Source organism: Streptomyces sp. MNU76, assembly GCF_020982545.1.
Classification (GTDB): Bacteria; Actinomycetota; Actinomycetes; order Streptomycetales; family Streptomycetaceae; genus Streptomyces.
In genome coordinates this window covers 1213883-1239975 of record NZ_JAJKLK010000001.1, presented here as the reverse complement: position 1 = coordinate 1239975, position 26093 = coordinate 1213883, and the positions used below count along the sequence as shown (strand labels likewise).

Genomic DNA, 26093 nt, shown 5'->3' with positions numbered 1-26093 from the left:
TGAGGGAACTGGCCTCCCGGGCCCGGACCACGCACAGGATGCGTGTCGCCGCCCCGGGGTTGAGTACGCCGGGGACCAGTGCGCCCAAGACCGTTCGGGGCGTGCGGCTGAGCGGGCTCACTCCTGCTCAGTCCCCAGGAACGGTGTCAGACCCCGGCGGGTTCCGGCTTGCCCGCCTCCGAGTCCGAGTCCGGCTCCGGCTTCGTCGGCTCGGACGGGGTGCCGGACCGCTTCAGGGCCTTCTTCTTCGCCCGGCGCTCCTTGCGGATCTCGATCATCGTGTAGAGGGTCGGGACCAGCAGGAGCGTCAGCAGCGTCGACGTGATCAGACCGCCGATGACGACCACGGCCAGCGGCTGGGCGATGAAGCCGCCCTCACCGGTGATGCCGAGGGCCATGGGCAGCAGCGCGAAGATCGTCGCCAGTGCCGTCATCAGGATCGGGCGCAGGCGGTGGCGGCCGCCCTCGATGACGGCCTCGACCGTGCCGTAGCCCTGGCGGCGGTACTGGTTGATCAGGTCGATCAGGACGATCGCGTTGGTCACCACGATGCCGATCAGCATCAGCATGCCGATCATCGCGGGGACACCCATCGGCGTGCCGGTGACGATCAGCAGGCCGATCGCGCCGGTGGCCGCGAACGGGATCGAGACCAGCAGGATCAGCGGCTGGACCAGGGACCGGAAGGTCGCCACCAGCAGCATGAAGACGATCGCGATGGCCGCGAGCATCGCCAGGCCGAGGGAGGCGAACGCCTCGTCCTGGTCCTCGGAGACGCCGCCGATGGAGGCGGTGGCGCCCTCGGGCAGGTCGAGCGCGTTCAGCTTGGCGGTGAGGTCGGTGCTGACCGCGCCGGTGTTGTCGCCCTTGGGCTTCGCCGTGATCGTCGCGGCCCGCTGGCCGTCGATGCGGGTCATGGAGACCGGGCCGTCCACCAGCTTCACGTCGGCGATGTCGCCGAGCTTCACCGCGCCCAGCGGCAGTTCCCGCAACTCCTTCAGGGTCTCGGCGGGCTTCGCCGACTTGATGACGACGTCCCGCTCGGTGTCGTCGAGGATGGCCCGGCCGCTCGTCGCGCCCCGGACGGCCTGGGTGACGGCGGCGCCGAGGGTCTGGTCGTCGAAGCCCGCGGCGGCGGCCTTGTCGGTGGCCTTCACCGAGATGCGCGGCACGCTCTGCGCCAGGTCACTGGTGACGTCGGTGACGTTGTCCATGGTGGAGACGGCGTCACGGACCTGCTCGGCGGCCTTGCGCAGGACCTCGGCGTCGGCGGCCTTGACGACCACGCTGAGGTCCTGGCTGCCGAAGGCGTCGCCGACCGCGACGGTCGTCGTACCGATGCCGGAGAGCCCGGCGAGGCCCTTCTCGATGGTGTCCTGGACGCCGGCGGCGTCGGCCGAGTCGTCCAGCATGACGCTGTACGAGGCCTGGTTGGTGTCGGTGCCCCCGCCGAACGCGGCCATGAAGCCGGAGGAGCCGACGGTGACCTGGTAGTCCTTGACGCCCTCGGTGTCGGCGAGCAGCTTCTCGACCTTCTTCGTCTGCTCGTCGGTCGCCGCGAGGCTGGTGCCGGGCTTCAACTCCTGCTTGAGGCTGAGGACTTCCTGGTCGCCGGGGTCGAAGAAGTTCGTCTTGAGCAGCGGTGCCATGCCGAACGTGCCGATGAGGACGACGGCCGCGATGGCCAGGCTGGTCAGCCGGCGGCGGGTGGCGAAGCGCAGGACGGGGACGTAGAGGCGCTGGAGGCGGCTCTTCGCCTCCTTCTCCTCGGCCTTGCGGCGTGCCTCGTCGGCGTCCTTGGGTGTGCCCTTCGGCGCGCGCAGGAACCAGTACGACAGCACCGGGACCACGGTCAGCGAGACCAGGAGGGAGGCCAGCAGGGCCGCCGTCACGGTCAGCGAGAAGCTGCCGAACAGCTCGCCGACCATGCCGCCGGTGAGGCCGATGGGGAGGAAGACGGCGACCGTCGTCAGGGTGGAGGAGGTGACCGCGCCGGCGACCTCGCGGACCGCCTTGAGGATGGCCTCCTCGCGCTCCTCGCCGTAGCCGAGGTGCCGCTTGATGTTCTCCAGCACCACGATCGAGTCGTCGACGACGCGGCCGATGGCGATGGTCAGCGCGCCGAGGGTGAGCATGTTCAGAGAGAGGTCACGGGTCCACAGCACGATCAGCGCCAGGACCACCGACAGCGGGATGGAGACCGCGGTGACGAGGGTCGACCGGACCGACGCCAGGAAGACCAGGATGACCAGGACCGCGAAGAGCAGACCGAGGGCGCCCTCGGTGGTCAGCCCGTCGATGGACTTGGAGACCGCCGGGCCCTGGTCGCTGACCACGGTGACGGTGGCGCCGGAGCCCAGGTCACGGCGCATGTCCGGCAGCTTCTCCTCAACGGCCTCGGAGATCGCGACCGCGCTGCCGTTGCGGTCCATGGTGACCATGACCGCGAGGCTCGGCTCACCGTTCGTCCGGGTGATGGAGTCGGCCTTGGCCTGCTCCTCCTCGACGGCGGCGACGTCGGCGAGACGTACGGGCTTCTTGGCGCCCTCGCCGCGCACCATCAGGTTCTCGATCTGCTCCAGCGAGGTGTAGCCTCCGCCGACCTGGACGGTGCGGTTGGCGCCGTCCTCGTCGAAGGAGCCCGCGGGGACGGTGACGCCGCCCGCCTGGAGGGCCTGGGAGAGGGCCATCGTGGTCAGGCCCGCCTTCGCCAGCTTCGCGTCGTCGGGGGTGACGGTGACCTGGAGGTCCCGTACACCGTCGACGGTGACCTGGCCGACGCCGTCGATGCCCTCCAGCGTGGGCACGACGGTCCGGTCCAGCTCGTCGGCGAGGGCCTGCTGGTCCTGGTCCGCGGAGACGGCGAGGACGACGGTCGGGATGTCGTCCGTGGAGCCCGCGATCACCTGCGGGTCCACGGCGTCCGGCAGCTGCGCCCGGACCCGGTTCACGGCCTGCTGGACGTCGGCGACGAGTTGCTCCGTGCCGGGCCCGTAGTCGAAGGACGCCATGATCAGGGCGTTGCCCTCGCTGGCGGTGGAGGTCACGCCCGTGATGCCGTCGACGGCTTCGAGGCTGTCCTCGATGGGCTCGACGACCTGCTTCTCGACGACGTCCGGGGAGGCGCCCTGGTAGGGGGCGAGCACGGACACCACGGGCAGTTCGATGGTGGGCAGCAGCTGCTGTTTGAGCTGGGGTATCGCGATCGCCCCGAAGACGAGCGCGATGATCGACATCAGACCGACGAGGGCCCGTTGTGCGAGGCTGAACCGGGACAGCCAGGACATGGGTCAGGGTCTCTCTTCTGTGGCGTGAGCGGGTGGCGAACGCCCCTGCCACATGCGGCTGTTGCCCCCCATGTGTCGCTCGTGTGAAGCGATGGTGAGCGCTCACCTCATACCCTGGGCCACGGAAGCGCCCGTTCCCTCGCTCCCCAGGGCCATTTCCTTATCCCGCGCATACTCCGAGTGGAGTAGTCCCCGGCGCCCTTCAGTCCACCCTCGGTCGTACCAGGCCCGACTCGTACGCGACGACCACCAGCTGTGCGCGGTCCCGGGCGCCCAGCTTCGCCATGGCCCGGTTGACGTGCGTCTTCACGGTCAGCGGGCTCACTTCCAGCCGCTCGGCGATCTCGTCGTTGGAGAGCCCGGCGGCGACCTGGACGAGCACCTCCCGCTCGCGACCGGTCAGGGTGGCGAGCCGCTCCGAGCGGGCGGTGCCCCCGCCCTCGCCGCCGGCCGAGTCGTCCGGCTGGGCGAGGAAGCGGGCGATCAGGCCCTTGGTGGCGGTGGGCGACAGCAGTGCCTCTCCGCCGGCGGCCACCCGGATCGCGTTCAGCAGCTCGTCGGGCTCGGAGCCCTTGCCGAGGAAGCCGGAGGCGCCGGCGCGCAGCGACTGCACGACGTAGTCGTCGACCTCGAAGGTGGTGAGGATGACGACGCGGACCTGGGCGAGCGCCGGGTCGGCGCTGATCATGCGGGTGGCGGCCAGCCCGTCCGTGCCGGGCATCCGGATGTCCATCAGCACGACGTCCGCCCGCTCCTCCTTCGCGAGCCGCACCGCCTCCGCCCCGTCCGAGGCCTCCCCGACCACCTCCATGTCCGGCTCCGAGTCGACGAGCACCCGGAAGGCACTGCGCAGCAGGGCCTGGTCGTCGGCGAGCAGGACACGGATCGTCATACGGGGTCCCCCGGGGCGCTGGTCACGGTCGTACGGCCGCCGCCTCGACCGTGCGGATCACGGTCGTACGTCTTCCGCGGTGGTCGTTCGGGTCTCGAGCGGCAGGATCGCATGGACCCGGAAGCCGCCGCCGTAGCGGGGGCCGGTGGTGAGGGTGCCGCCGAGCGCGGCGACGCGTTCGCGCATACCGAGCAGGCCGTGCCCGCCGCCCTCGGGGTTCTCGGGACTCGTGTCGCCCGCCGCGGTCCGTCCGGTGCCGTTGTCGAGGACGGTGATCTCCACGTCCGGGCCGACGCGTACGACGCTGACCTCGGCCTTGGCCGCCTCACCGGCGTGCTTGTGCACATTGGTGAGCGCCTCCTGGATGACGCGGTACGCGGCCAGGTCGACGGCGGCCGGGAGGCTCACCCCCTCGTCGGCGCGGACCACCTCCACCGCGAGGCCGGCGCTGTGGAAGGTACCGACGAGTTCGTCGAGCCGGACCAGACCCGGGGCGGGTTCGGTGGGTGCCTCGGGGTCGCCGGACTGGCGCAGCAGCCCGACCGTGGCGCGGAGTTCGCCCAGCGCGGAGCGGCTGGCCTCGCGGACGTGGGCGAGGGCCTCCTTGGCCTGGTCGGGCCGCTTGTCCATGACGTGCGCGGCGACTCCGGCCTGCACGTTGACCAGGGCGATGTGGTGGGCGACGACGTCGTGCAGATCGCGGGCGATCCGCAGCCGCTCCTCGGCGACCCGGCGGCGGGCCTCCTCCTCGCGGGTGCGCTCCGCCCGTTCGGCGCGCTCCCTGATGGCGTGCACGAAGGCGCGGCGGCTGCGGACCGCGTCCCCGGCGGTGGCGGCCATGCCGGTCCAGGCGAAGATGCCGATGTTCTCCTGGGCGTACCAGGGCAGCGGGCCGACGAGCATGGCCGTGCCCGTCAGCACGGTCATCGTGAGCAGGCCGACGCGCCAGGTGGTGGGGCGGTCGGTGGTGGAGGCGACCGTGTAGAGGGCGATGACGGCGGACATCGCCACGGGGGCGCGGGGGTCGCCGGTCACCAGTTCGGCGAGGGTGAGCGCGCAGGTCGCGGCCAGGACGGCCAGGGGGGCGCGGCGGCGGGCGACGAGGACGGCGGCGGCCGGCACCATGAGCGCGAGGCTGAGCGCGTCGGGGGTGCGGGCGCCCCACTTGTCGCCGTGGTCGGCGTTGGGGTCCACGAAGGAGCCGGCGACCATCGCGACGAGGACGCCCGCGGCGAGGGCGGCGTCCAGCGCGAGGGGGTGCGCCGTCAGCCAGGTCCTGGCTCGCTGGAGGGTGCTCACGGTTGATTACGGTACGGGGCGGTTGTGGGGGCGGAACTGGTGGCGGCGGTACCTGTGGGGGCAGGGATTTTCGCCCCCGCCGCCCCTACCCGTCCCATCCCCAGGGGCGCTGCCCCTTCGACCCCGAAAGCGTGCGTTGTCGGGTGCGGGTCCGGTGGGGGCCGGTCGCGCAGTTCCCCGCGCCCCTGAAAAGCGGGGCTGCGCCCCTGCTTTTCAGGCTCCTCACCCCGGGATCAGGCCGTCGTCGCTCAGCATCTGCTTGACCTCCTCCAGCGTCGCGTCCGGCGACGGGAGGATCAGTTCCGAAGGTTCCAGGGAGTCGTCGGGCAGGGGGGTGCCCAGTTCGCGGACCTTGTCCAGGAGGGCGTGGAGGGTGTGGCGGAAGCCCGGGCCGTCGCCGACCTCCATCTCCGCCAACAGGACGTCGTCCAGCTTGTTCAGTTCGGCGAAGTGGACGTCGTCCAACCTCACCTGCCCCTCCCCCATGATCCGTACGATCATGTCGCCCTCCTCCGGGACGGGAGTCGCCCTACTTGTCGAAGCGCGGGGTGTCCTGGCGCTGGGACTGCTGCTGCGGCGCCGACTGGCCGGTGCCGCCCTCGATGGCCTGCTGCTGGGCGGACGGGCCGCCCGCCAGCTCCGCCTTCATGCGCTGGAGCTCCAGCTCGACGTCCGTACCACCGGAGAGGCGGTCCAGCTCGGCCTGGATGTCGTCCTTGTGCATCCCGGACTGGTCGTCGAGCGCGCCGGAGGCCAGCAGTTCGTCGATGGCGCCGGCCCGGGCCTGGAGCTGGGCCGTCTTGTCCTCGGCGCGCTGGATGGCCAGACCGACGTCGCCCATCTCCTCGGAGATGCCGGAGAACGCCTCGCCGATCCTGGTCTGGGCCTGGGCGGCGGTGTACGTGGCCTTGATCGTCTCCTTCTTGGTGCGGAAGGCATCGACCTTGGCCTGCAGGCGCTGCGCGGCCAGGGTGAGCTTCTCCTCCTCGCCCTGGAGCGTGGAGTGCTGCGTCTCCAGGTCCGTCACCTGCTGCTGGAGCGCGGCACGGCGCGAGAGCGCCTCGCGGGCCAGGTCCTCGCGGCCGAGCGCGAGCGCCTTGCGGCCCTGGTCCTCCAGCTTCGAGGACTGGGACTGGAGCTGGTTGAGCTGGAGCTCCAGGCGCTTGCGGGAGGTGGCGACGTCGGCCACGCCCCGGCGCACCTTCTGGAGCAGCTCCAGCTGCTTCTGATACGAGTAATCAAGGGTCTCGCGCGGGTCCTCGGCCCGGTCAAGGGCCTTGTTCGCCTTCGCGCGGAAGATCATCCCCATACGCTTCATGACACCGCTCATGGGCTTCGCGCGCCCCCTTCTGACGGACTCCAGCTCACAGGTCTGCGACAGAACCCACAGTACGGGCCCTGCATCCATTACCGCACTGTTCGGGGACGGATGCGGTCATCCCCAAGGACGACTGTGTGCGGCACCGCTCCGGCGTAGGGAGTAGGTGACTCCCGGGGTTGCGTACGGGCCGCTCCCCGGAACACCTCAGCTCCGCTACGGACGAACCGTCACCGCGCTCCCCCTTTTCCGAACTGTCGCCCCAGCTCTGTCTCCAGTACGGACGCCGGGTGTTGCCGGATCGTTCCCCACTCGACTGGGGTCCATGCCCCGGCACCCCGTACCCTTGGGTTTTGTGTTCCGTAGCCGCGCCAAGAGCGAGAAGGAATCGGTCGCCGACAAGGCGCTGGTGACCGACTCCAAGCAGACCCGTGACCCGCAGGCCCCCAAGGGGCGCCCCACTCCGAAACGGAGTGTGGCCCAGGGGCAGCGCCGAAGCGTCGCCAATACGCCGACGACGCGCAAGGAGGCCGCCAAACGCTCCCGCGACGAGCGCCGTGCCGCGATGGAGAAGCAGCGCCAGGCGCTGGCCACCGGTGACGAGCGCTATCTGCCGGCCCGGGACAAGGGCCCGGTCCGCCGGTTCGCCCGTGACTACGTGGACTCGCGGTTCCACATCGCGGAATTCTTCCTGCCGCTGGCCGTGATCATCCTCGTGCTGAGCATGGTGCAGGTGCCGTCGCTGCAGAACATCGCGCTGCTGCTGTGGCTCTTCGTGATCGTGCTGATCGTGGTCGACTCGATCAGCCTCGGGTTCCGTCTGAAGAAGCAGCTGCGCGAGCGCTTCCCCGACGCGAACACCAAGGGCGCCGTGGCCTACGCCCTCATGCGCACGCTCCAGATGCGTCGCCTCCGGCTGCCCAAGCCGCAGGTCAAGCGCGGAGAGCGGCCCTGAGCACCACCCCTTTCTCACAAGGTGCCGCGCAGGCATGGCTGGACCGACTGGGCACCCTGCGTGAGGTCGTGCGACAGGAGCTGGTCTCGCGCCAGGTCGACGAGCAGATTGCCGGACGTTTCCCGGTCGGGCAGCGGCTCCGGGTGCTCGACGTGGGCATGGGGCAGGGCACGCAGGCGCTGCGGCTGGCCCGGGCCGGACACGCGGTGACCGGCATCGAGCGCGAGTCGAAGCTGATCGCCGTGGCCCGGGAGGCGGTCGCCGCCGAGCCCGAGGGCATCCGAGGGCGGATGCGGATCGTCGAGGGGGACGGCCGGGACACGGGTGTGCACTTCCTGCCGGGCAGCTTCGACGTGGTGCTCTGTCACGGGGTGCTGATGTACGTCGAGGAGCCCGACGCCCTGCTGGCCGGGCTGGCGCGAATGCTGGCGCCGAGTGGGCTGCTGTCGCTGCTCGTCCGCAACGGGGACGCGCTCGCGATGCGGGCGGGGCTCGCCGGGGACTGGGCTGGGGCGCTGGCCGCGTTCGACACCACTGCGTACCGGAACCGGCTCGGGCTGGATGTGCGGGCGGATCGGTTGGAGACCTTGACGGACGCGCTCGCGGGGATCGGGGCGCCGTTGCACGCCTGGTACGGGGTGCGGGTGTTCACGGACCTCGCCGCGGACGACGCGGGGCTGCCCGACGGGCAGGGGGACCTCGATGCGCTCCTCGCGGCGGAGGAGCGGGCCGGGCGGACGGATCCTTATCGCCAGGTGGCGGCGTTGCTGCACCTGTGCGGGGTGCGAGGCTGAGGGCGCCCAGCGGCTCGGGGTGCGGGTCTCGTCGGCGGGTGCGGGTGGGTGGGGCTTCGCGCAGTTCCCCGCGCCCCTGAAGGGCCTCCGGCCCCTTCGGGCCGAAAGCACGGGGCGCAGCCTGCTCCAGGGGCGCGGGGAACTGCGCGAGAAGCCCCCACCCACCCGCACCCGACAACACACCCGTCCGCCCCCACGGGGATCGGGGCGGAGCCCCGCAGGACCCCGCCCCACCCGCGGAGCGCTACGCGTCCTGCGCGTGCAGGCTCATCGGCCCGTAGATCTCCGTCGTGTCCTCGAAGAGACGGACCTGGTCGGCGCCACCCTCCAGCAGCGCTTTCCAGTGCTCGCCGATCCACGACTCGGCATCCCCCTGGGTCGTGAACTCCTCGGGCTGGACCGCGGGCTGGACCTCCGTCCCGTCGGCCTTCTCGAACCGCCACGTCCATGCCGCCATGTGAGCCTCCGTAAGTACCGGCCCGGCACCGCACCCGGCACCGAGCAAGATCCGGTTCCCCCTGAGCCTAGGGCCTGTCCGTCGGATCATGTCCCAGACGCGGGGTCCGGCACGCACGTCTGCCGCGTGTCGTCGGTCTCCGCCACTCTCGGCTTCGCTCGAGCGGGAGGGGCCCCCATCGCTCCGCGTCGACTCCCTCCTCCGCCTTGCAGCCGCACGCACCGGACCCCGCTCACCGGTGCTCATGAGGCGCCGCGGCCCCCCCTGTGACCTGATCCGACGGACAGACCCTAGGTCGGACGCGCAAGATCTGCGAGTACTCATCGGGACGCGGGAAAATCGTCTACGTGGAACTGACATTGCTCGGCACCGGCGCTCCCGCGGGGCTGCCCCGCCCCGACTGTCCGTGTGCGGTGTGCGCGACCGCGCTCGGTGTGGCCGCGCGCGGGGCGACCGCGCTGCTCGTGGACGGCACACTGCTGCTCGACCTCACTCCGGGCGCCGCCCTTGCGGCCGCGCGCGCCGGGCGCACGCTCACCGGAGTACGGCAGGTCCTGCTGTCGCACCCGCACGACGGGCCCGCCGTGGAGGTGCCGACGGGGTTGCCGCAGCCCGTGCGGGTGCCGGACGGGCGGGAGCTGGCGCTGCTGAGCGGACACCGGGTGCGGGCACTGGCCCTGGACTCGCCCGGGACCGGGTACGCGGTGACCGGTCCGGGCGGCCGGCGGCTGCTGTATCTGCCGCCGGGGGCCGCGCCCGCCGGTGTGGAGGGGCCGTCGGAGCCGTACGACATGGTGCTCCTCGACGTGCTGGGGCGGCCGGACGCGCTGGCCCGGCTGCGGGCGGCGGGGGCGGTGGGCCCGACGACCGATGTCGTGGCCGTGCACATCGGCCACGACGTGCCGGCGGACGGCGAGTTGCCGCGCCGGCTCGCGGCGGCGGGCGCGCGCACCGTGCCGGACGGGACGACGCTGGTGGTCGGCGCCTACGAGGACGTCCCCGATGTGCCGCGGCGCACGCTGGTGCTCGGCGGGGCGCGGTCCGGGAAGTCGGTGGAGGCCGAGCGGCGGCTGGAGGCGTTCCCGGACGTCCTGTACGTGGCCACCGGCGGACTGCGGGGCGGTGACGGGGAGTGGGCCGAGCGGGTCACCGCGCACCGCGAGCGGCGGCCCGGTTCCTGGCGCACGGTCGAGACCTGCGACCTCGTCCCGCTGCTGAAGGACGACGACGGGGCGCCGCTGCTGCTCGACTGTCTCTCGCTGTGGCTGACGGACGCCATGGACGCGGTGGGGGCGTGGGACGACGCGGAGTGGGCCGGGGCGGGGAGCGCGCACTCCGGGCGCGTGTCACCGAGCTCACCGAGGCCGTACGGCACACGCGCCGCACACTGGTCGCCGTCTCCAACGAGGTCGGCTCCGGCATCGTCCCCGCCACCGCCTCCGGCCGCCGCTACCGCGATGAACTCGGCCGTCTGAACGCGGCCTTCGCGCAGGAGTGCGAACACGTGCTGCTGGTGGTGGCGGGGCGGGCGCTGTCGCTACGGGGTTGAGGGGTCCGCCCGTTCGACCATCGGCGCCCGGGGGCTGCGGGGCGGCCGGTGGTGTGGCGCGGCGCGCGAGGATGCGGTGCGCGGGGCGGGAGGGGGTGCACGGGCGGGCCGTGAGGACCTCGAAGCCCAGGGAGCGCAGTTCGGCGAGCAGGTTGCGCAGGGGCACGAGGTGCAGGGGGCGGGGCGGTCGCACGGCTTCCAGAGGCGCCGGTTCCTGGCGGGCAGCGGCCCAAAGGGCGGGCCGGGTCCGGGACTTCGAGCAGCAGCAGGCCGCCGGGGCGCAGCACGGCGCGGGCGGCACGGAGCTCCTCGCGGGGATCGGCGGTGTGTTCGAGGTGGTGGAGCATGCTCACCACGTCGTAGCGGGCGCGCAGTAGCGTGGTGATCTCGGGGTCGGTGAGCAGGCCCCGGTACGCCTCCTCCACGCGCCCCGCCTCCCAGGCCCGGTCGACGCGCGGGGTCGGGTCGAGACCGTCGAAGGAGGTGTACGGGTGGATCTCATGCGCGATCTCCGGGAAGTGGCCGTGTCCGGTGCCGACGTCGAGCCAGCTCTCCGGTTCGGGATATCTCAGCAGCGCGCGGGCGGCGCCCCGCAGGTGCCGGCGGCGGCGCCGCCCGAGGGAGTGCGTGCCGAACTCGTCCTCGGCGGCGTGCTGGTGGTACCGCAGCAGCAGCCCGTCCGCCGTGGGCCGGGGGTTCTGGAAGGCGTGCGCGCAGTCCCGGCACTCGTCCACCACGAACGTGCCCGGTGTACGCCGCCGCCCCTCCGGCGCGCGCACCCGCGTACGCAACTGCCGCGAGCCGCACCAGGGGCAGTCCTCCCGGCGCGGTTCGTGGAAGGGGTCGACTCCCGGCGCGAGTGGGCCGGGCTCCGGCCGCGGGGTGGGGGACATGGCGGCTCCTGCGGGCGACGTAGGGACATTCGCCCCAAAAAGGTACGTACGTGAGCCCGGTCCCCGGTGCAATGACGTGCCGTTGGCGCGGTGGGACGTACATGCGTCGCGGGGCCATGGTGTGGCGCGGTCGTGTTCGATCCCTGCCGGTACTGTTCGGCGAATGAGCTCGCTTAATCTCGACGACTTCACCGATCTGATCGAGCGCCCCGACGGTGGGGTGCGCCGCGACGCCGAGGCGCGTCGGGAGAGGCAGATCGTGCCGCCCGGGGCGCTGGGCCGCCTCGACGAACTGGGTGAGTGGCTGGCGGCGGCGCAGTCGGCCGTGCCGGTGCGGCCGATCGAACGGCCCCGGGTGCTGCTGTTCGCGGGCGACCACGGGATCGCCGAACTCGGCGTCTCCGCGCGGGCCGCGGGCACCGCGGTGGAGCTGGTGCGGGGCGTCCTGGACGGCAGCAGCCCGGTGGCGGTGCTGGCCCGGCAACTCGGCGTACCCGTCCGTGTGGTGGACCTCGCGCTGGACTGCGACCCGGAGGCATTGCCCGCCGAGGTCGTACGGCATCGGGTGCGGCGCGGGTCCGGGCGTATCGACGTCGAGGACGCGCTGACGGCTCAGGAGGCGGAGGCCGCCTTCCGGGTGGGCGTCGCCCTCGCGGACGAGGAGGCGGACTCCGGGACCGACCTCGTCGTCCTCGGTGATGTGAGTGTCGGGGGAACCACGGCGGCGGCGGTCCTCGTCGCCGGGCTGTGCGGGACCGATGCGTCGGTCGTGACCGGGCGCGGTGGGCGGGCGATCGACGATCTGGCGTGGATGCGCAAGTGCGCGGCCGTACGGGACTCCCTGCGGCGGGCCCGGCCGGTGCTCGGGGACCAGTTGCAGTTGCTGGCGACCGTGGGTGGGGCGGATCTGGCCGCCATGACCGGGTTCCTGCTGCAGAGCGCGGTGCGCAAGACGCCGGTGATCCTGGACGGGGTGGTGTCGGCGGCGTGCGCGCTGGTCGCCCAGCGGGTCGCGTTCCGGGCGCCGGACTGGTGGCTGGCCGGGCAGGGCAGCGGGGAGCCGGCACAGGCCAAGGCGCTGGACCGGATGGCCGTCGAGCCGCTGCTCGACCACGGGGTGAAGGCCGGCGAGGGCGCGGGCGCGCTGCTGGCGCTGCCGCTGGTGCGGGCCGCGGCGGCGTTGGCGGCGGAACTGCCTGAGCGGGAGGCCGACGGGGTGGTGGGGCCGGGGAAGGCCGAGGAGAAGAACGTCGCGGAGGAGTACGACGCGACGTAGGTGGCCTCGGGGGTTGCGTTGTCGGGTGCGGGTGCGTGGGGCTTCTCGCGCAGTTCCCCGCGCCCCTGAAAGCAGAGGGGTGCGCCCCGTGCTTTTCAGGCCCGCCGCCGGTCGCCCCTCAGGACCGCGGAGGCCTGATCACTTAGGGGCGCGGGGAACTGCGCGAGAAGCCCCGCCGGAGCCGCACCCGACAACGCACCCCACAGGAACCCGACGAGATCAGCATCACTCCGACCCCGCTCAACTTCACACTCCCCCGTCCTGTCTTCTGACGGCGTGAGGATGAAGCAGACGCGTACGGGCAGGGTCGCCCGCTGGGCCCGCGCAGAGTGGGGGCTCCTGTACGCCGCCGTGCGCCCACCCCTGGCCCGCCGTCGGCTGCGCGCGATCTGGATGACGGTCACGGCCGTCTGTCTCGCGGCCGTCGTCCACGTCACGCACCAGCAGTCCTGGGGCTACCGGTTCGTCGAGAACGTCGGCGCCGTCCGGGCGGAGGACCCGCTCTGGACGGCCCTGGCGCGCACCCCGCTCTCCCTGTTCGTACCGGCGCTGGACCTGCCGGTGTGGGGCGCGCTGGCGCAGATCCTGATCGTGTTCGGTATCGCGGAGATCTGTCTGGGACGGCTGCGGACCCTCGCGGTCGCGTACCTGGCCACGCTGGCCGGCACGTTGTACGCGCGCGTGGGCGTCGCGCTCGGTCCGGACGTCCCCCTCCTCGGGCTGCCCGCGTCGGACGCGCAGGTCGTGGACACCGGCCCGTCGGCGGCCGTGGTCGGGCTCGCCGTGTACGCGGGCTGGCGGTACCGGGCGTACGTCACGGCGGGCGCGGTGGTCGTGGCGATGGCCGTCGAGGTGCTGGTGAAGGAGAACCTCGCGGGCAAGGAGCATCTGGCGGCCATCGCGGCGGTGCTGGTGGTGTGCGCGGCGCAGGCCGTCCGTCAGTGGCGCTCGGGGGTCGCGTCCGGGGTGCCGCCGATCCAGTCCTGAAAGCGGCGGCTGGGGCCCGACCAGCGGCGGTCGTGGCGGTAGGCGCGCTTCCAGGCGCGGGCGCGGGCGCGCGGTCTGCGGCGGTAGAAGCGGCGGGCCCAGGCGGAGGTGGGGCGGGCCAGCCGGACGGCTCCGACGACGGCGACGATCGGGATGATCACGCCGAAGATCGCGGTGCGGGCCTTGCCCTTGGCGAGGGCGATCAGGGCGACGAGGAAGTTCGTCCCCATGCTGACCATGACGGCTCCCCGGTCCTGGAGTTCCTCCTCGCTGAGGTCGTTGACGCCGAAGGGCAGGAAGCCGACCAGCATCAGCCCCACCAGGGCGGCCGTCAGCACGACCATCTCGACGCTCTTGCGGCCGGCCTCGCTCCAGTACACGTCGTCGAGATGCAGGATCAGCGCGAACTCGTCCAGCACCAGACCCGCGCCCATGCCGAACAGCACGGCGGAGATCAGCGTTCCGAAACCGTGCCCGTCGCTGGCCACCGCGCCGAATCCGCCGACGACGGTGAGCACGACCCCGGGGACGACGTGGTGGATGTGGACGCCACCGCTGCCGCTGATGTTGCGGAACGGTCCCTTGCCCGCCCGGATGAGACGGGTGACGACCCGGGTGATCAGGAACGTCAGGATGAACGCGGTGAGCGCGAACAGCAGCGGCAGTTTGCCCGGCTCGATGATGTTCCGCTCCCACCAGTAACCCATATGCGAACTTTATCCAGCACTGCTCCCGGGCGCCGCCGAGCCGCTCCACCGCGACGGGTAGCCTGCGCCGGTGTCCACGCCCCCCGAGCCCCCTGTCCCGTCCCGTCCGACGCTCGCCGACGGCCTGCGGTTCGCCTTCGGCACCCTCACCGTGCTGCCGGTGACCGTGCGCCGCTGGGACCGTGAGGCGGCGCGCGCCGGGATGCTGTGCGCGCCCGTCGCCGGGCTGGTCGTCGGCCTGGGCGCGGCCCTGCTCGGCGGCCTCCTGCTGTTCCTGGGGGCCGGGCCGCTGCTCGCCGCCGTGGCCTCCGTCGCCGTGCCGGCCGCCCTCACCCGGGGGCTGCACCTGGACGGGCTCGCCGACACCGCCGACGGCCTCGGCAGCGGCAGGCCCGCCGAGGACGCCCTGCGGATCATGAAGCAGTCGGACATCGGGCCGTTCGGTGTCGTCACCCTCGTCCTCGTCCTGCTGGCCCAGGTCGCCGCGCTCACCGAGGCGTACGGCGAGTCCTGGGCACTGGGCGCGCTCGCGGCGGTGGTCGGCGCGACCACCGCCCGGCTGGCCCTGACCCTGGCCGCGCGGGCCGGGGTGCCCGCCGCCCGGCCGGAGGGGCTGGGGCGGCGGTGGCCGGGTGGTGCCGGTGCGCGGCGCGCTGCTCGTGGCCGCGTTGACCGGGTGCGTGGCGGCGGGCACGGGCGCGCTGTTCGGGCCGTACGACATCGGCCGTACGGTCCTCGCGGTCGTCCTCGCCTGTGCGGCCGCCGAGGTGCTCCTGCGGCACTGCGTCCGGCGGTTCGGGGGCGTCACCGGTGATGTGTTCGGCGGTCTCGCGGAGACGGCGGCGACGGCGGCGCTGGTGGTCCTCACCCTCGGCTGAGCTCCCTGCCCCTCCTGCCAGGGGTCAGCAGGCCTCCCGCCACACCCCCAGCTCCCACTTCTTCAGCAGCGAGCTCAGCTCCAGTCGGCGGGCCTCGGGGCAGAAGTCGCCCGTCTCCATCTCGTACTCGACGTGGAAGACGGCCTTGCCCGCCTCGATGAACGGGGTGAGGTCCTCGCATTCCTCGAACTGGGCGCACTGTTCGTTGACCGCGAAGTCGAAGTCGTCGACGAGTTCGGGTATCTGGTCGAGGTCGTTCTTCAGGCCGACCGCGAGGCCCCGTTCGTGGGCGAGGCGGGCGACGAGGCGGTTGTAGCGGAGCTGGTCGGCGGCCGTGAGGGGGAAGCCGGTGTCGTTGCGGTAGCCGTCCATGTTGTCGGGCTCGACCGCGTCGAAGCCCTTCTCCGCGCACATGTCGATACGGGCGGCCATCAGCGGTTCGAGGACGTCGGTGGCGCGGATGTCGAGCCAGCGTTCGCCCTCCCAGCCGTTGCCCTTGCCTATCACCGCCTTCGGGAAGTCGTCGGCGTCCGGACGCCAGTCCTCCCAGGCCCCGGTGGAGAGGTAGCAGATGACCTTGCGGCCGTCGTCGTGCAGCTCGGCGACGGTGTCGGCCGACTGGTCGAAGCCGTCGATGTCGTACACGGGGACGTCGACGGAGGTGTCCAGGCGCCCGCTGAGCTGCCACTGCCACTCGATGCCCGGCTCCGGTCGCCAGCGGGCGCTCTCGCCCGTCGCCCGTCCGGTGCCGGGCCGGTCGTCGGAGGCGCTCGTGCACCCCACCGTCAGCAGGAGGAGGGGCAGCAGGGCGCTGCGGGCGAGGACGCGACTCATCGTGGGGGCTCCAAGGCGTGCGGCGACGTACTCCAGGGATGATCCCCCACCCCGGGCACCGCGCAGTGCACGGAGGCGCCCCGCGCGTGGGCGACACCCGCGACGTGACGTCGATGCCCGGCGGCACCCCGTGCACCAGATGGCACACCCGCGCCCCGAGCCCCCGCGGTTGAGGGCGAGGGTGTCGGCGCCGGCGCCCCAGACGGCTGCGGCGAGCCGTCGGTAGTGCTCGAACTCGCTTGGCTCGGAGGCCACTTGGTCGATGCTGTGCGCCATGTTCGCCCTTTCCCCGAGAAGTTCCCCCGGGGCCGGACTGAACGGCCGCACCGAGGGGAAGCTGTGGAAACGATGCAGACCGATGAGATGAGTTGATCACTCACCGGCGGGACGGGTCTCACCCAGGTCAGGGCACATGAGCGCACGAAAATGACCATGAAGTCACATAGGGGTGAACGCCCGCAGGGATGATCGAAATCGGTCTCCGACGCTACGCGCGAAGACGGTCGGCACCACGCGCGAGGACCATGGACGCGCGCCCCGCGCAGCCGCGACAAGGGATCCCCCTATCCCTCAGCCATGGGGATCTCCCTGCACGTCCGGGAGGCAAAGTCGGGGAGGCTGGTCGCAGCGGACGCCATACGGACGGCGCGGCGCAACCGGCCGACGCTCCAGGTCCGATGGGCCGAACAAGGGCCTAGGCTCGTTCCCGGCACGTCGACCCATCCGTTCGGCCACCGAAACTCAATCGGAAGCGAGATTTCACCACCGTGACTGCTCTCACTCTCAGCACCGCCGCCGCGTCGGGCCTCCGGGTCGACGCGCTCGTGGTCGGTGTCGCGAAGGGCCCTGCATCCCGGTCCGGGGACCTGGTCGTAGCGCCGGGTGCCGAGGCCGTGGACCAGGCGTACGACGGCAAGCTGGCAGGCCTCCTGGAGACCCTCGGCGCCGCGGGCGCCGAGGGCGAGGTGACCAAGCTGCCCGCGCCGTCCGGCTTCAAGGCTCCGCTCGTGGTGGCGGTGGGCCTGGGCGCGGTGCCCGAGAAGGACGGCTCGTTCGACGCGGAGACGCTGCGCCGCGCGGCCGGTGCCGCGGCCCGCGCCCTGACCGGCACGAAGAAGGCCGCGTTCGCGCTGCCCGTGGTCGACGCCGCCGCCGTGGCCGCCGTCGCCGAGGGTGCGCTGCTCGGCGCGTACTCCTTCGACGCCTACAAGGAGCAGGGCAAGGACGCGAAGGCGAAGAACGGCAAGGCGCCGCTCTCCGATGTCGTCCTGCTCGGCGCGAAGCCTCGCGACAAGGCCCACAAGGCGGCGGTCGAGCGCGCGGTCGCGGTGACCGAGGAGCTGAACCGCGCCCGCGACCTCATCAACACCCCGCCGAACGACCTCGACCCCGAGGCCTTCGCCGCCGTCGCGCAGACCGCGGCCAAGGAGCACGGCATCAAGGTGACCGTCCTCGACGAGAAGGCGCTCGCCAAGGGCGGCTACGGCGGCATCCTCGGCGTCGGCGCGGGCTCGGCTGCCACGCCCCGGCTGGTGCAGCTGTCGTACACCAGCTCCAAGGCGAAGAAGCACCTGGCGTTCGTCGGCAAGGGCATCACGTACGACTCGGGCGGTATCTCGCTCAAGCCCGCCGGGCACAACGAGACGATGAAGTGCGACATGAGCGGTGCCGCCGCCGTGTTCGCCGCGGTCGTCGCCGCCGCCCGGCTCAAGCTGGAGGTCAACGTCACGGGCTGGCTCGCCCTCGCCGAGAACATGCCGTCCGGCTCCGCCACCCGCCCGGGTGATGTGCTGCGCATGTACAGCGGCAAGACGGTGGAGGTGCTGAACACCGACGCCGAGGGCCGCCTGGTCCTGGCCGACGCGCTCGCCAAGGCGTCCGAGGACAAGCCGGACGCGATCGTCGACGTGGCGACGCTGACCGGGGCGATGATGCTGGCGCTGGGCAACAGGACCTTCGGGATCATGGCCAACGACGACGCGTTCCGCTCCGCGGTGCACGAGGCCGCCGAGGAGTCCGGCGAGCCGGCGTGGCCGATGCCGCTGCCGGACCACCTGCGCAAGGGCATGGACTCGCCGACCGCCGACATCGCGAACATGGGCGAGCGGGCCGGCGGCGGACTGGTCGCGGGGCTGTTCCTGAAGGAGTTCGTGGGCGAGGGCATCACCTGGGCGCACCTGGACATCGCGGGGCCGGCGTTCAACGAGGGCGGCCCGTTCGGGTACACGCCGAAGGGCGGGACCGGGACCGCCGTGCGGACGCTGGTGCGACTGGCCGAGCGGGCCGCCTCCGGCGACCTGGGCTGACATTCGCCGAAGAGCTCGACACCTGAGGGACGCGGGCGACTGCGGGCCGGCCGCGGCCGGTCGCGCAGTTCCCCGCGCCCCTGACGGGGCGCCGCCCCTCGGCCCCCTGTCACATCTGAGCGTGTGGTGTCTCACACCCCGGCCCGGCGTCTCGTTCGCCCGCGACAAGTGCGAAGATGGGGCTCGGCAGGACAGGGCCCCCACCATAGGGCCGAAGAAGAGCGGCCGGACACCAGCCGCCGCGCGGGTCTCGGACGACCGGCGTACGGCGCACATGCATGGAGGACGTGACGTGGCGAACGACGCCAGCACCGTTTTCGACCTAGTGATCCTCGGCGGTGGTAGCGGTGGTTACGCCGCAGCCCTGCGCGGGGCTCAGCTGGGCCTGGACGTCGCCCTGATCGAGAAGGACAAGGTCGGCGGCACCTGCCTGCACCGGGGATGCATTCCCACGAAGGCCCTGCTCCACGCGGGCGAGATCGCCGACCAGGCCCGCGAGAGCGAGCAGTTCGGTGTGAAGGCCACCTTCGAGGGCATCGACATCGCCGGTGTGCACAAGTACAAGGACGGCGTGATCTCCGGCCTCTACAAGGGTCTGCAGGGTCTCGTCGCCTCCCGCAAGGTCACCTACATCGAGGGTGAGGGCCGTCTGTCCTCCCCGACCTCCGTCGATGTGAACGGCCGCCGCGTCCAGGGCCGTCACGTCCTGCTGGCGACCGGCTCCGTGCCGAAGTCGCTGCCGGGCCTGGAGATCGACGGCGACCGCATCATCTCCTCGGACCACGCTCTCGTCCTGGACCGTGTCCCGAAGTCGGCGATCGTCCTCGGCGGCGGTGTCATCGGCGTCGAGTTCGCCTCCGCCTGGAAGTCCTTCGGCACCGACATCACGATCATCGAGGGGCTGAAGCACCTCGCCCCGCTCGAGGACGAGAACTCCTCCAAGCTTCTTGAGCGCGCCTTCCGCAAGCGCGGCATCAAGTTCAACCTGGGCACCTTCTTCTCGAAGGCCGAGTACACCCAGGACGGTGTCAAGGTCACCCTCGCCGACGGCAAGGAGTTCGAGGCCGAGGTCCTGCTCGTCGCCGTCGGCCGTGGCCCGGTCTCCGCCGGTCTCGGCTACGAGGAGCAGGGCGTCGCCATGGACCGCGGCTACGTCCTGGTCGACGAGTACATGCGCACGAACGTCCCGACCATCTCCGCCGTCGGTGACCTGGTCCCGACGCTCCAGCTCGCGCACGTCGGCTTCGCCGAGGGCATCCTGGTGGCGGAGCGTCTGGCCGGCCTGAAGACCGTTCCGATCGACTACGACGGTGTCCCCCGGGTGACGTACTGCCACCCAGAGGTCGCCTCCGTGGGCATCACCGAGGCCAAGGCCAAGGAGATCTACGGTGCGGACAAGGTCGTCGCTCTGAAGTACAACCTCGCGGGCAACGGCAAGAGCAAGATCCTGAACACCTCGGGCGAGATCAAGCTCGTCCAGGTCAAGGACGGTGCCGTGGTCGGCGTCCACATGGTCGGCGACCGCATGGGCGAGCAGGTGGGCGAGGCCCAGCTGATCTACAACTGGGAAGCCCTCCCCGCCGAGGTCGCCCAGCTGATCCACGCCCACCCGACGCAGAGCGAGGCGCTCGGCGAGGCCCACCTGGCTCTCGCGGGCAAGCCGCTGCACTCGCACGACTGACCCTCGGTCGACGAAGCGACGATCCAGACTTCCGCAATCGTTAAGGAGCAACAGAAACCATGGCGGTTTCCGTAACCCTTCCGGCGCTCGGCGAGAGCGTCACCGAGGGCACTGTCACCCGCTGGCTGAAGGCCGAGGGTGAGCGCGTAGAGGCCGACGAGCCGCTGCTCGAGGTCTCGACCGACAAGGTCGACACCGAGATCCCCTCCCCCGCCGCAGGCATCCTCGCCTCCATCAAGGTCGCCGAGGACGAGACCGTCGAGGTCGGCGCCGAGCTGGCACTGATCGACGACGGCACGGGCGCGCCCGCCGCCGCCCCGCCCCGGCCGCCGAGGAGGCCCCGGCTCCGGCGCCGGCCCCGAGCCCGCCGCGGCCCAGCCCTCCACCGAGCAGGAGGCCCCGCTCAGGCCCCGACCGCCGAGGCTGCCACCGGCGGCGGCTCCGCCGAGGGCACCGACGTGGTCCTCCCGGCGCTCGGCGAGTCCGTCACCGAGGGCACCGTCACCCGCTGGCTGAAGGAGGTCGGCGACTCCGTCGAGGCCGACGAGCCGCTGCTCGAGGTCTCCACGGACAAGGTCGACACCGAGATCCCGGCGCCCACCTCCGGTGTGCTGCTGGAGATCACGGTCGCCGAGGACGAGACCGCTGAGGTCGGTGCCAAGCTGGCCGTCATCGGCGCCCCTGGTGCCGCTCCGGCGGCTGCCCGGCTCCGGCGCCCGCCGCCGCTGCCCCCCCCTGCCCCGGCGCCCGCCCCCGCCGCTCCGGCTCCGGCTCCGACCCGCAGCCGGCCGCCCCGGCTCCGGCACCCGTCGCCGCTGCTCCGGCCGCTCCGGCTCCCGCCCGGCTGCCCCGGCCCCGGCCGCGCCTCGCGCCGCCACCAAGGCCACCGACAAGGGCGCCTACGTCACCCCGCTGGTGCGCAAGCTCGCCGCCGAGAACGGTGTCGACCTGGGCTCCGTCAAGGGCACCGGCGTCGGCGGTCGTATCCGCAAGCAGGACGTCATCGCCGCCGCCGAGGCCGCGAAGGCCGCCGCTGCCCCGGCTCCGGCCGCCGCAGCCCCGGTCGCCGCCGCGAAGAAGGCGCCCTCCCTGGAGGCGTCCCCCCTCCGGGGCCAGACCGTCAAGATGCCGCGCATCCGCAAGGTCATCGGCGACAACATGGTCAAGGCGCTGCACGAGCAGGCGCAGCTGTCGTCGGTCGTCGAGGTCGACGTCACGCGTCTGATGAGGCTGCGCGCCCGCGCGAAGGACTCCTTCGCGGCGCGCGAGGGCGTCAAGCTCTCCCCGATGCCGTTCTTCGTCAAGGCCGCCGCCCAGGCGCTGAAGGCGCACGCGCCCATCAACGCCAAGATCAACGAGGCCGAGGGCACGATCACCTACTTCGACACCGAGAACATCGGTATCGCGGTGGACTCCGAGAAGGGCCTGATGACCCCGGTCATCAAGCACGCCGGTGACCTCAACATCGCCGGTATCGCCAAGGCCACGGCGGAGCTGGCCGGCAAGGTCCGCGCCAACAAGATCACGCCCGACGAGCTGTCCGGCGCGACCTTCACGATCTCCAACACGGGTTCGCGCGGCGCGCTCTTCGACACGATCATCGTGCCGCCGGGCCAGGTCGCGATCCTCGGCATCGGTGCCACGGTCAAGCGCCCGGCCGTCCTGGAGACGGAGGAGGGCACGGTCATCGCCGTCCGCGACATGACCTACCTGACCCTTTCCTACGACCACCGTCTGGTCGACGGCGCCGACGCGGCCCGTTACCTGACGGCCGTCAAGGCGATCCTGGAGGCGGGCGAGTTCGAGGTCGAGCTCGGTCTGTAGCCCCTGGGTGCACGCGTGACGACGGTGCCCCGCCCGGAGTTCTCCGGGCGGGGCACCGCTGTGTTCGCGCCGCGCCCCTGACGAGGCCCTTGAGCCTGGCCGGTACGGGTCTTTACAAACCGGTCCTCGGTGGGAGCGTGTAAGTCTCGTCTCACCTGCGCGAAAGCACCCCCGTGCGCCTCTCCACCGAACGGCCACGGCTCTATTGTCTAGAGGTCAACGCCCTTGGGGCTCTGTCCCCCGCCGAAGGAGCCCGCATGACCACCGCGCCCGTCGTCCACTCGCTGCGCGAACAGATCCGCGAGCACATCGTGGAGGGGATCGTGAGCGGACGGTGGAAGCCGGGTGAGCGGATCGTGGAGCGGCGGATCGCGACGGAGCTGGAGGTCAGCCAGACTCCCGTGCGGGAGGCACTGCGCGAGCTGGAGTCGCTGCGGTTGATCGAGTCCGCGCCGAACAAGGGCGTACGGGTGCGGAACCTGACGGCGGCCGACCTGGAGGAGAGCTACCCGGTGCGGGCGGGCCTGGAGGCGATCGCGGCGGAGCTGGCGGCGGAGCGGCTGGCGGAGGACTGCTCGGCGCTGGAGCCGCACGTGGCCGCGCTGTACGAGGCCGACCGGAACGCCGACGGTACGTCCCAGGTGCGGCACACGGTGGCGTTCCACCGCGAGCTGGTGCGGGCGGCGGGCAACTCGGTGCTGCTGCACACGTGGGAGGGGCTCGGGATCGAGGTCTTCACGGCGCTGTCGATCCGGTGGCTGGGGACGGTCCAGCAGTCGTACGCCGAGGAGCACGAGGAGTTGGTGGCCGCGTTCCGTCGCCGGGATCCGCGGATCGCGGACCTGGTCAAGGCCCACGTGTTGGGCTGCGCCCCGCACACGGACGACGAGCCGGCGTAGCGGTGGGGTGCGCTTTCGGCCGCGGGTGCGTGAGGGCTGGTCGCGCAGTTCCCCGCGCCCCTTGGTCACCCGGGCTCACCCCATGCTTTCAAGGGGCGCGGGGAACTGCGCGAGAAGCCCCACGCACCCGCACCCGCCAACGCGCCGCAACCCACTCACCCCCTGAGCGAACCCCCGCTCAAACGCCGCCCCACCTGCACAAACCCGGGATCACAATGGTCACCCGGTGCCACCGCCGAAGGCACCCCGTGCCGACTTTCTCGTGATCAAGATATTTTGCTCGCAACCCTTTGATCGATCATCGATCAGCGGGTTACAGTCGCCGACGGGCTTCCACCGAAGCCCCAGCCCTGTCCTGCCAAAGACCAAGGGCACCCCCAAACCCTTACCGATGAGGGAACCCCCTTCGACTGAGGAAGGCGGCGCAATGACCGACTCCCACGCCATCCAGCCGAGCGCGCTCGACCAGCTCCCCGACCGCGACCCGGAGGAGACCGCCGAATGGCAGGCCTCGCTGGACGCCGTCACCAAGGCGGCCGGGCCGCACCGCGCGGCCTACCTGATGCGCCGCACCCTGGAGCGTGCGGAGGGCAACGGCATCGCGCTGCCCAAGCTGCTCGAGACGGACTACGTCAACACCATCCCCACCGCCGCCGAGCCGGGCATCCCCGGTGACGAGGCGATGGAGCGCCGTATCACCGCGTGGAACCGCTGGAACGCGGCCGCGATGGTCACCCGTGGCTCCAAGTACGGCGTCGGCGGCCACATCGCCACCTTCGCCTCCGCCGCCTGGCTCTACGAGACGGGCTTCAACCACTTCTTCAAGGGCAAGGAGGCCGACGGTTCGGGCGACCAGCTCTACATCCAGGGCCACGCCTCCCCCGGTATCTACGCCCGCGCCTTCCTCGACGGGCGGCTGAACGAGTCCCACCTGGACAACTTCCGCCGCGAGTCGGGCGGCGAGGGCCTCCCGTCGTACCCGCACCCGCGTCGGCTGCCCTGGCTGTGGGAGTTCCCGACGGTGAGCATGGGCCTCGGCCCGCTCTCCGCCATCTACCAGGCGCGCTTCAACCGCTATCTCACCAGCCGCGGCGTCAAGGACGTCTCGAACTCCCACGTCTGGGCGTTCCTCGGCGACGGCGAGATGGACGAGCCCGAATCCACGGCGGCACTCGCCCTGGCCTCCCGTGAGGGCCTGGACAACCTCACCTTCGTCATCAACTGCAACCTGCAGCGCCTCGACGGCCCGGTCCGCGCGAACTTCAAGATCGTGCAGGAGCTGGAGGCCCAGTTCCGGGGCGCCGGCTGGAACGTCGTCAAGACGCTCTGGGGCTCGTCCTGGGACGAGCTGTTCCAGCTGGACACCACCGGCGCGCTCGTACGCCGTCTGCGCGAGGTGCCCGACGCCCAGGTGCAGACGTACCAGACCCGTGACGCCGCCTACATCCGCCAGGACTTCTTCGGCAAGGACCCGGCGCTCGTCGAGATGGCGAAGCTGCTGAGCGACGACAAGATCCTGGAGTGCTTCCACCTCTCGCGCGGTGGTCACGAGGCACGCAAGGTGTACGCCGCCTACAAGGCCGCCGTCGAGTTCAAGGGCGCGCCGACCGTCATCCTGGCCCAGACCGTCAAGGGCTTCACCCTCGGCGAGGGCTTCGCGTCGAAGAACGCCAACCACCAGATGAAGAAGCTGTCGACGGACGAGTTCAAGCAGATGCGTGATCTGCTCGAACTCCCCATCAAGGACAGCGACTTCGTCGACGGGGTCGTGCCCTACGGCCACCCGGGCGCCGACTCCCCCGAGGTCCGCTACCTCCAGGAGCGCCGCGCGGCCCTCGGCGGCCCGGCGCCCGCCCGCCGTACGCACGCCCTGGCGCCCCTCCCGGCCGCCGCCGACAAGACCTTCGCCTCCTTCGACAAGGGCTCCGGCTCGCAGAACGTGGCGACGACCATGGCCTTCGTCCGGCTCGTCAAGGACCTGGTCCGCGACAAGCAGACCGGCCGCCGCTGGGTGCCCATCGTCCCCGACGAGGCCCGGACCTTCGGTATGGAGTCACTCTTCCCGTCCCTCGGGATCTACTCCCCCAAGGGCCAGACGTACGAGCCGGTCGACCGTGACCAGCTGATGTACTACAAGGAGGCCAAGGACGGGCAGATCCTCAACGAGGGGATCACCGAGGCCGGCTCCATGGCCGACTTCATCGCCGCTTCGACGTCGTACGCGACGCACGGCGAGGCGATGATCCCGTTCTACATCTTCTACTCGATGTTCGGCTGGCAGCGAACCGCCGACCAGATGTGGCAGCTCGGCGACCAGCTCGGCCGCGGCTTCCTCGTCGGCGCGACGGCCGGCCGTACGACCCTGACGGGCGAGGGTCTGCAGCACGCCGACGGCCACTCCCCGGTGATCGCGGCGACCAACCCGGCGGCGCTGACGTACGACCCGGCGTTCGCCTACGAGGTCGCGGCGATCGTCAAGGACGGTCTGCGGCGGATGTACGGCGAGGCCCGGCCGGGCGAGGACCCGAACGTCTTCTACTACCTGACCGTCTACAACGAGCCGCTGCCGCAGCCCGCGAAGCCGGCCGTGGAGGGCGTGGACGAGGGCATCGTCAAGGGCCTGTACCGCTTCAACACGGCCGAGTCGGCGGGGCTCTCCCCGGTGGCGAACGCGCCGCGCCTGCAGCTGCTCGGCTCCGGTACGGCGATCCACTGGGCCCTTCAGGCGCAGAAACTGCTCGCGGAGGAGTGGGGGGTGGCGGCCGACGTCTGGTCCGCGACGTCCTGGAGCGAGCTGCGGCGGGACGCGCTGGAGGCCGACGCGGCGCTGCTGCGCGGGGAGGAGCGGGTGCCGTTCCTGCGGCAGGCGCTGCAGGGGGCCGAGGGGCCGGTGCTGGCCGTCTCGGACTACATGCGGCAGGTCCCGGACCAGATCGCGCAGTGGGTGGAGCAGGACTACTCGTCGCTCGGGGCGGACGGGTTCGGCATCTCCGACACCCGGGAGGCCGCGCGGCGCCACTTCGGCGTCGACGCCCAGTCCGTCGTCGTCGCGGCGCTCGCGCAACTCGCGCGGCGTGGTGAGGTGAAGGCGACGGCGGTCAAGGAAGCCCGGGAGCGGTACGGGCTGTAGGGGCGGCGCCTCACAGCTCGGGGGCGCGGATTCGTCGGCGAGTGCGGCCCGGTGGGGGCTTCTCGCGCAGTTCCCCGCGCCCCTGAAGGATGAAAAGCACGGGGCGCAGCCCCTGCTTTTCAGGGGC

General features: G+C 71.8%; 17 protein-coding genes and 3 pseudogenes. 11 read left to right on the top strand and 9 right to left on the bottom strand.

The annotated features are described in order from the left end of the window. Window positions 1-146: 146 nt before the first annotated feature. From E4N62_RS05340 to E4N62_RS05320, 5 genes are all read right to left on the bottom strand, one after another. Window positions 147-3287, bottom strand: a complete 3141-nt coding sequence (locus E4N62_RS05340; RefSeq protein WP_230212143.1) for an efflux RND transporter permease subunit — start codon at window positions 3285-3287, stop codon at window positions 147-149. 202 nt (window positions 3288-3489) lie between these two features. Then, window positions 3490-4179, bottom strand: a complete 690-nt coding sequence (locus E4N62_RS05335) for a response regulator transcription factor (protein WP_230212142.1) — start codon at window positions 4177-4179, stop codon at window positions 3490-3492. A 57-nt stretch (window positions 4180-4236) separates the two neighbouring features. Continuing rightward, window positions 4237-5478, bottom strand: coding sequence for a sensor histidine kinase (locus E4N62_RS05330; protein ID WP_230212141.1), 1242 nt, complete (start codon window positions 5476-5478; stop codon window positions 4237-4239). Window positions 5479-5700: 222 nt separating this feature from the next. Beyond that, a complete protein-coding gene (locus tag E4N62_RS05325) occupies window positions 5701-5979 on the bottom strand; it encodes a hypothetical protein (protein ID WP_045555382.1) in 279 nt (92 codons plus the stop codon). A gap of 28 nt (window positions 5980-6007) precedes the next feature. After that, on the bottom strand, window positions 6008-6796 hold the full coding sequence (locus E4N62_RS05320) for a PspA/IM30 family protein (RefSeq protein WP_268268926.1): 789 nt from the start codon (window positions 6794-6796) through the stop codon (window positions 6008-6010). 325 nt (window positions 6797-7121) lie between these two features. Between E4N62_RS05320 and E4N62_RS05315 the strand changes: the two genes are divergently transcribed. Then, window positions 7122-7751: a DUF3043 domain-containing protein gene (locus tag E4N62_RS05315; protein ID WP_230212140.1), complete on the top strand. Its 630-nt coding sequence runs from the start codon at window positions 7122-7124 to the stop codon at window positions 7749-7751. Window positions 7752-7831: 80 nt separating this feature from the next. After that, window positions 7832-8545 carry a bifunctional 2-polyprenyl-6-hydroxyphenol methylase/3-demethylubiquinol 3-O-methyltransferase UbiG gene (locus tag E4N62_RS05310; RefSeq protein WP_230212464.1) on the top strand — a complete coding sequence of 238 codons (714 nt, stop codon included), beginning with the start codon at window positions 7832-7834 and terminating at the stop codon, window positions 8543-8545. 244 nt (window positions 8546-8789) lie between these two features. Here the strand turns inward: E4N62_RS05310 and E4N62_RS05305 are convergent, their stop codons facing one another. After that, entirely contained in the window at window positions 8790-9002 is a 213-nt protein-coding gene (locus E4N62_RS05305; protein WP_033528198.1) for a hypothetical protein, read from the bottom strand. Between the two features lie 347 nt (window positions 9003-9349). Between E4N62_RS05305 and E4N62_RS05300 the strand changes: the two are divergent. Next, window positions 9350-10551 (top strand): annotated as a pseudogene (locus E4N62_RS05300) (bifunctional adenosylcobinamide kinase/adenosylcobinamide-phosphate guanylyltransferase). Here E4N62_RS05300 and E4N62_RS05295 read toward each other — a convergent pair. After that, window positions 10452-11444: a class I SAM-dependent methyltransferase gene (locus tag E4N62_RS05295; RefSeq protein WP_230212139.1), complete on the bottom strand. Its 993-nt coding sequence runs from the start codon at window positions 11442-11444 to the stop codon at window positions 10452-10454. The pseudogene E4N62_RS05300 and the gene E4N62_RS05295 overlap by 100 nt on opposite strands. Before the next feature lie 163 nt (window positions 11445-11607). Between E4N62_RS05295 and cobT the strand changes: the two genes are divergently transcribed. Further along, window positions 11608-12720 carry a nicotinate-nucleotide--dimethylbenzimidazole phosphoribosyltransferase gene (gene cobT, locus E4N62_RS05290; protein ID WP_230212138.1) on the top strand — a complete coding sequence of 371 codons (1113 nt, stop codon included), beginning with the start codon at window positions 11608-11610 and terminating at the stop codon, window positions 12718-12720. Between the two features lie 282 nt (window positions 12721-13002). After that, the gene (locus tag E4N62_RS05285) at window positions 13003-13707 is read left to right on the top strand and encodes a hypothetical protein (protein WP_230212137.1); all 705 of its coding nucleotides are present in this window, start codon (window positions 13003-13005) and stop codon (window positions 13705-13707) included. On the opposite strand, the gene E4N62_RS05280 is transcribed toward E4N62_RS05285, so the two are convergent. After that, a complete protein-coding gene (locus E4N62_RS05280; RefSeq protein ID WP_230212136.1) occupies window positions 13659-14414 on the bottom strand; it encodes a hypothetical protein in 756 nt (251 codons plus the stop codon). The genes E4N62_RS05285 and E4N62_RS05280 overlap by 49 nt on opposite strands. Before the next feature lie 70 nt (window positions 14415-14484). Between E4N62_RS05280 and E4N62_RS05275 the strand changes: the two are divergent. Continuing rightward, window positions 14485-15292 (top strand): annotated as a pseudogene (locus E4N62_RS05275) (adenosylcobinamide-GDP ribazoletransferase). A gap of 24 nt (window positions 15293-15316) precedes the next feature. Here the strand turns inward: E4N62_RS05275 and E4N62_RS05270 are convergent. Then, window positions 15317-16126 carry an endo alpha-1,4 polygalactosaminidase gene (locus tag E4N62_RS05270; protein WP_230212135.1) on the bottom strand — a complete coding sequence of 270 codons (810 nt, stop codon included), beginning with the start codon at window positions 16124-16126 and terminating at the stop codon, window positions 15317-15319. Window positions 16127-16893: 767 nt separating this feature from the next. Between E4N62_RS05270 and E4N62_RS05265 the strand changes: the two genes are divergently transcribed. From E4N62_RS05265 to aceE, 5 genes and pseudogenes are all read left to right on the top strand, one after another. After that, the gene (locus E4N62_RS05265; protein ID WP_230212134.1) at window positions 16894-18432 is read left to right on the top strand and encodes a leucyl aminopeptidase; all 1539 of its coding nucleotides are present in this window, start codon (window positions 16894-16896) and stop codon (window positions 18430-18432) included. Window positions 18433-18724: 292 nt separating this feature from the next. Further along, window positions 18725-20113: a dihydrolipoyl dehydrogenase gene (gene lpdA / locus E4N62_RS05260; protein ID WP_230212133.1), complete on the top strand. Its 1389-nt coding sequence runs from the start codon at window positions 18725-18727 to the stop codon at window positions 20111-20113. 59 nt (window positions 20114-20172) lie between these two features. Continuing rightward, window positions 20173-21937: pseudogene (sucB, locus tag E4N62_RS05255) on the top strand (2-oxoglutarate dehydrogenase, E2 component, dihydrolipoamide succinyltransferase). Between the two features lie 257 nt (window positions 21938-22194). Further along, window positions 22195-22836 carry a GntR family transcriptional regulator gene (locus E4N62_RS05250; RefSeq protein WP_045555398.1) on the top strand — a complete coding sequence of 214 codons (642 nt, stop codon included), beginning with the start codon at window positions 22195-22197 and terminating at the stop codon, window positions 22834-22836. Between the two features lie 427 nt (window positions 22837-23263). After that, the gene (gene aceE, locus E4N62_RS05245; RefSeq protein WP_230212132.1) at window positions 23264-25966 is read left to right on the top strand and encodes a pyruvate dehydrogenase (acetyl-transferring), homodimeric type; all 2703 of its coding nucleotides are present in this window, start codon (window positions 23264-23266) and stop codon (window positions 25964-25966) included. Window positions 25967-26093 lie beyond the last annotated feature (127 nt).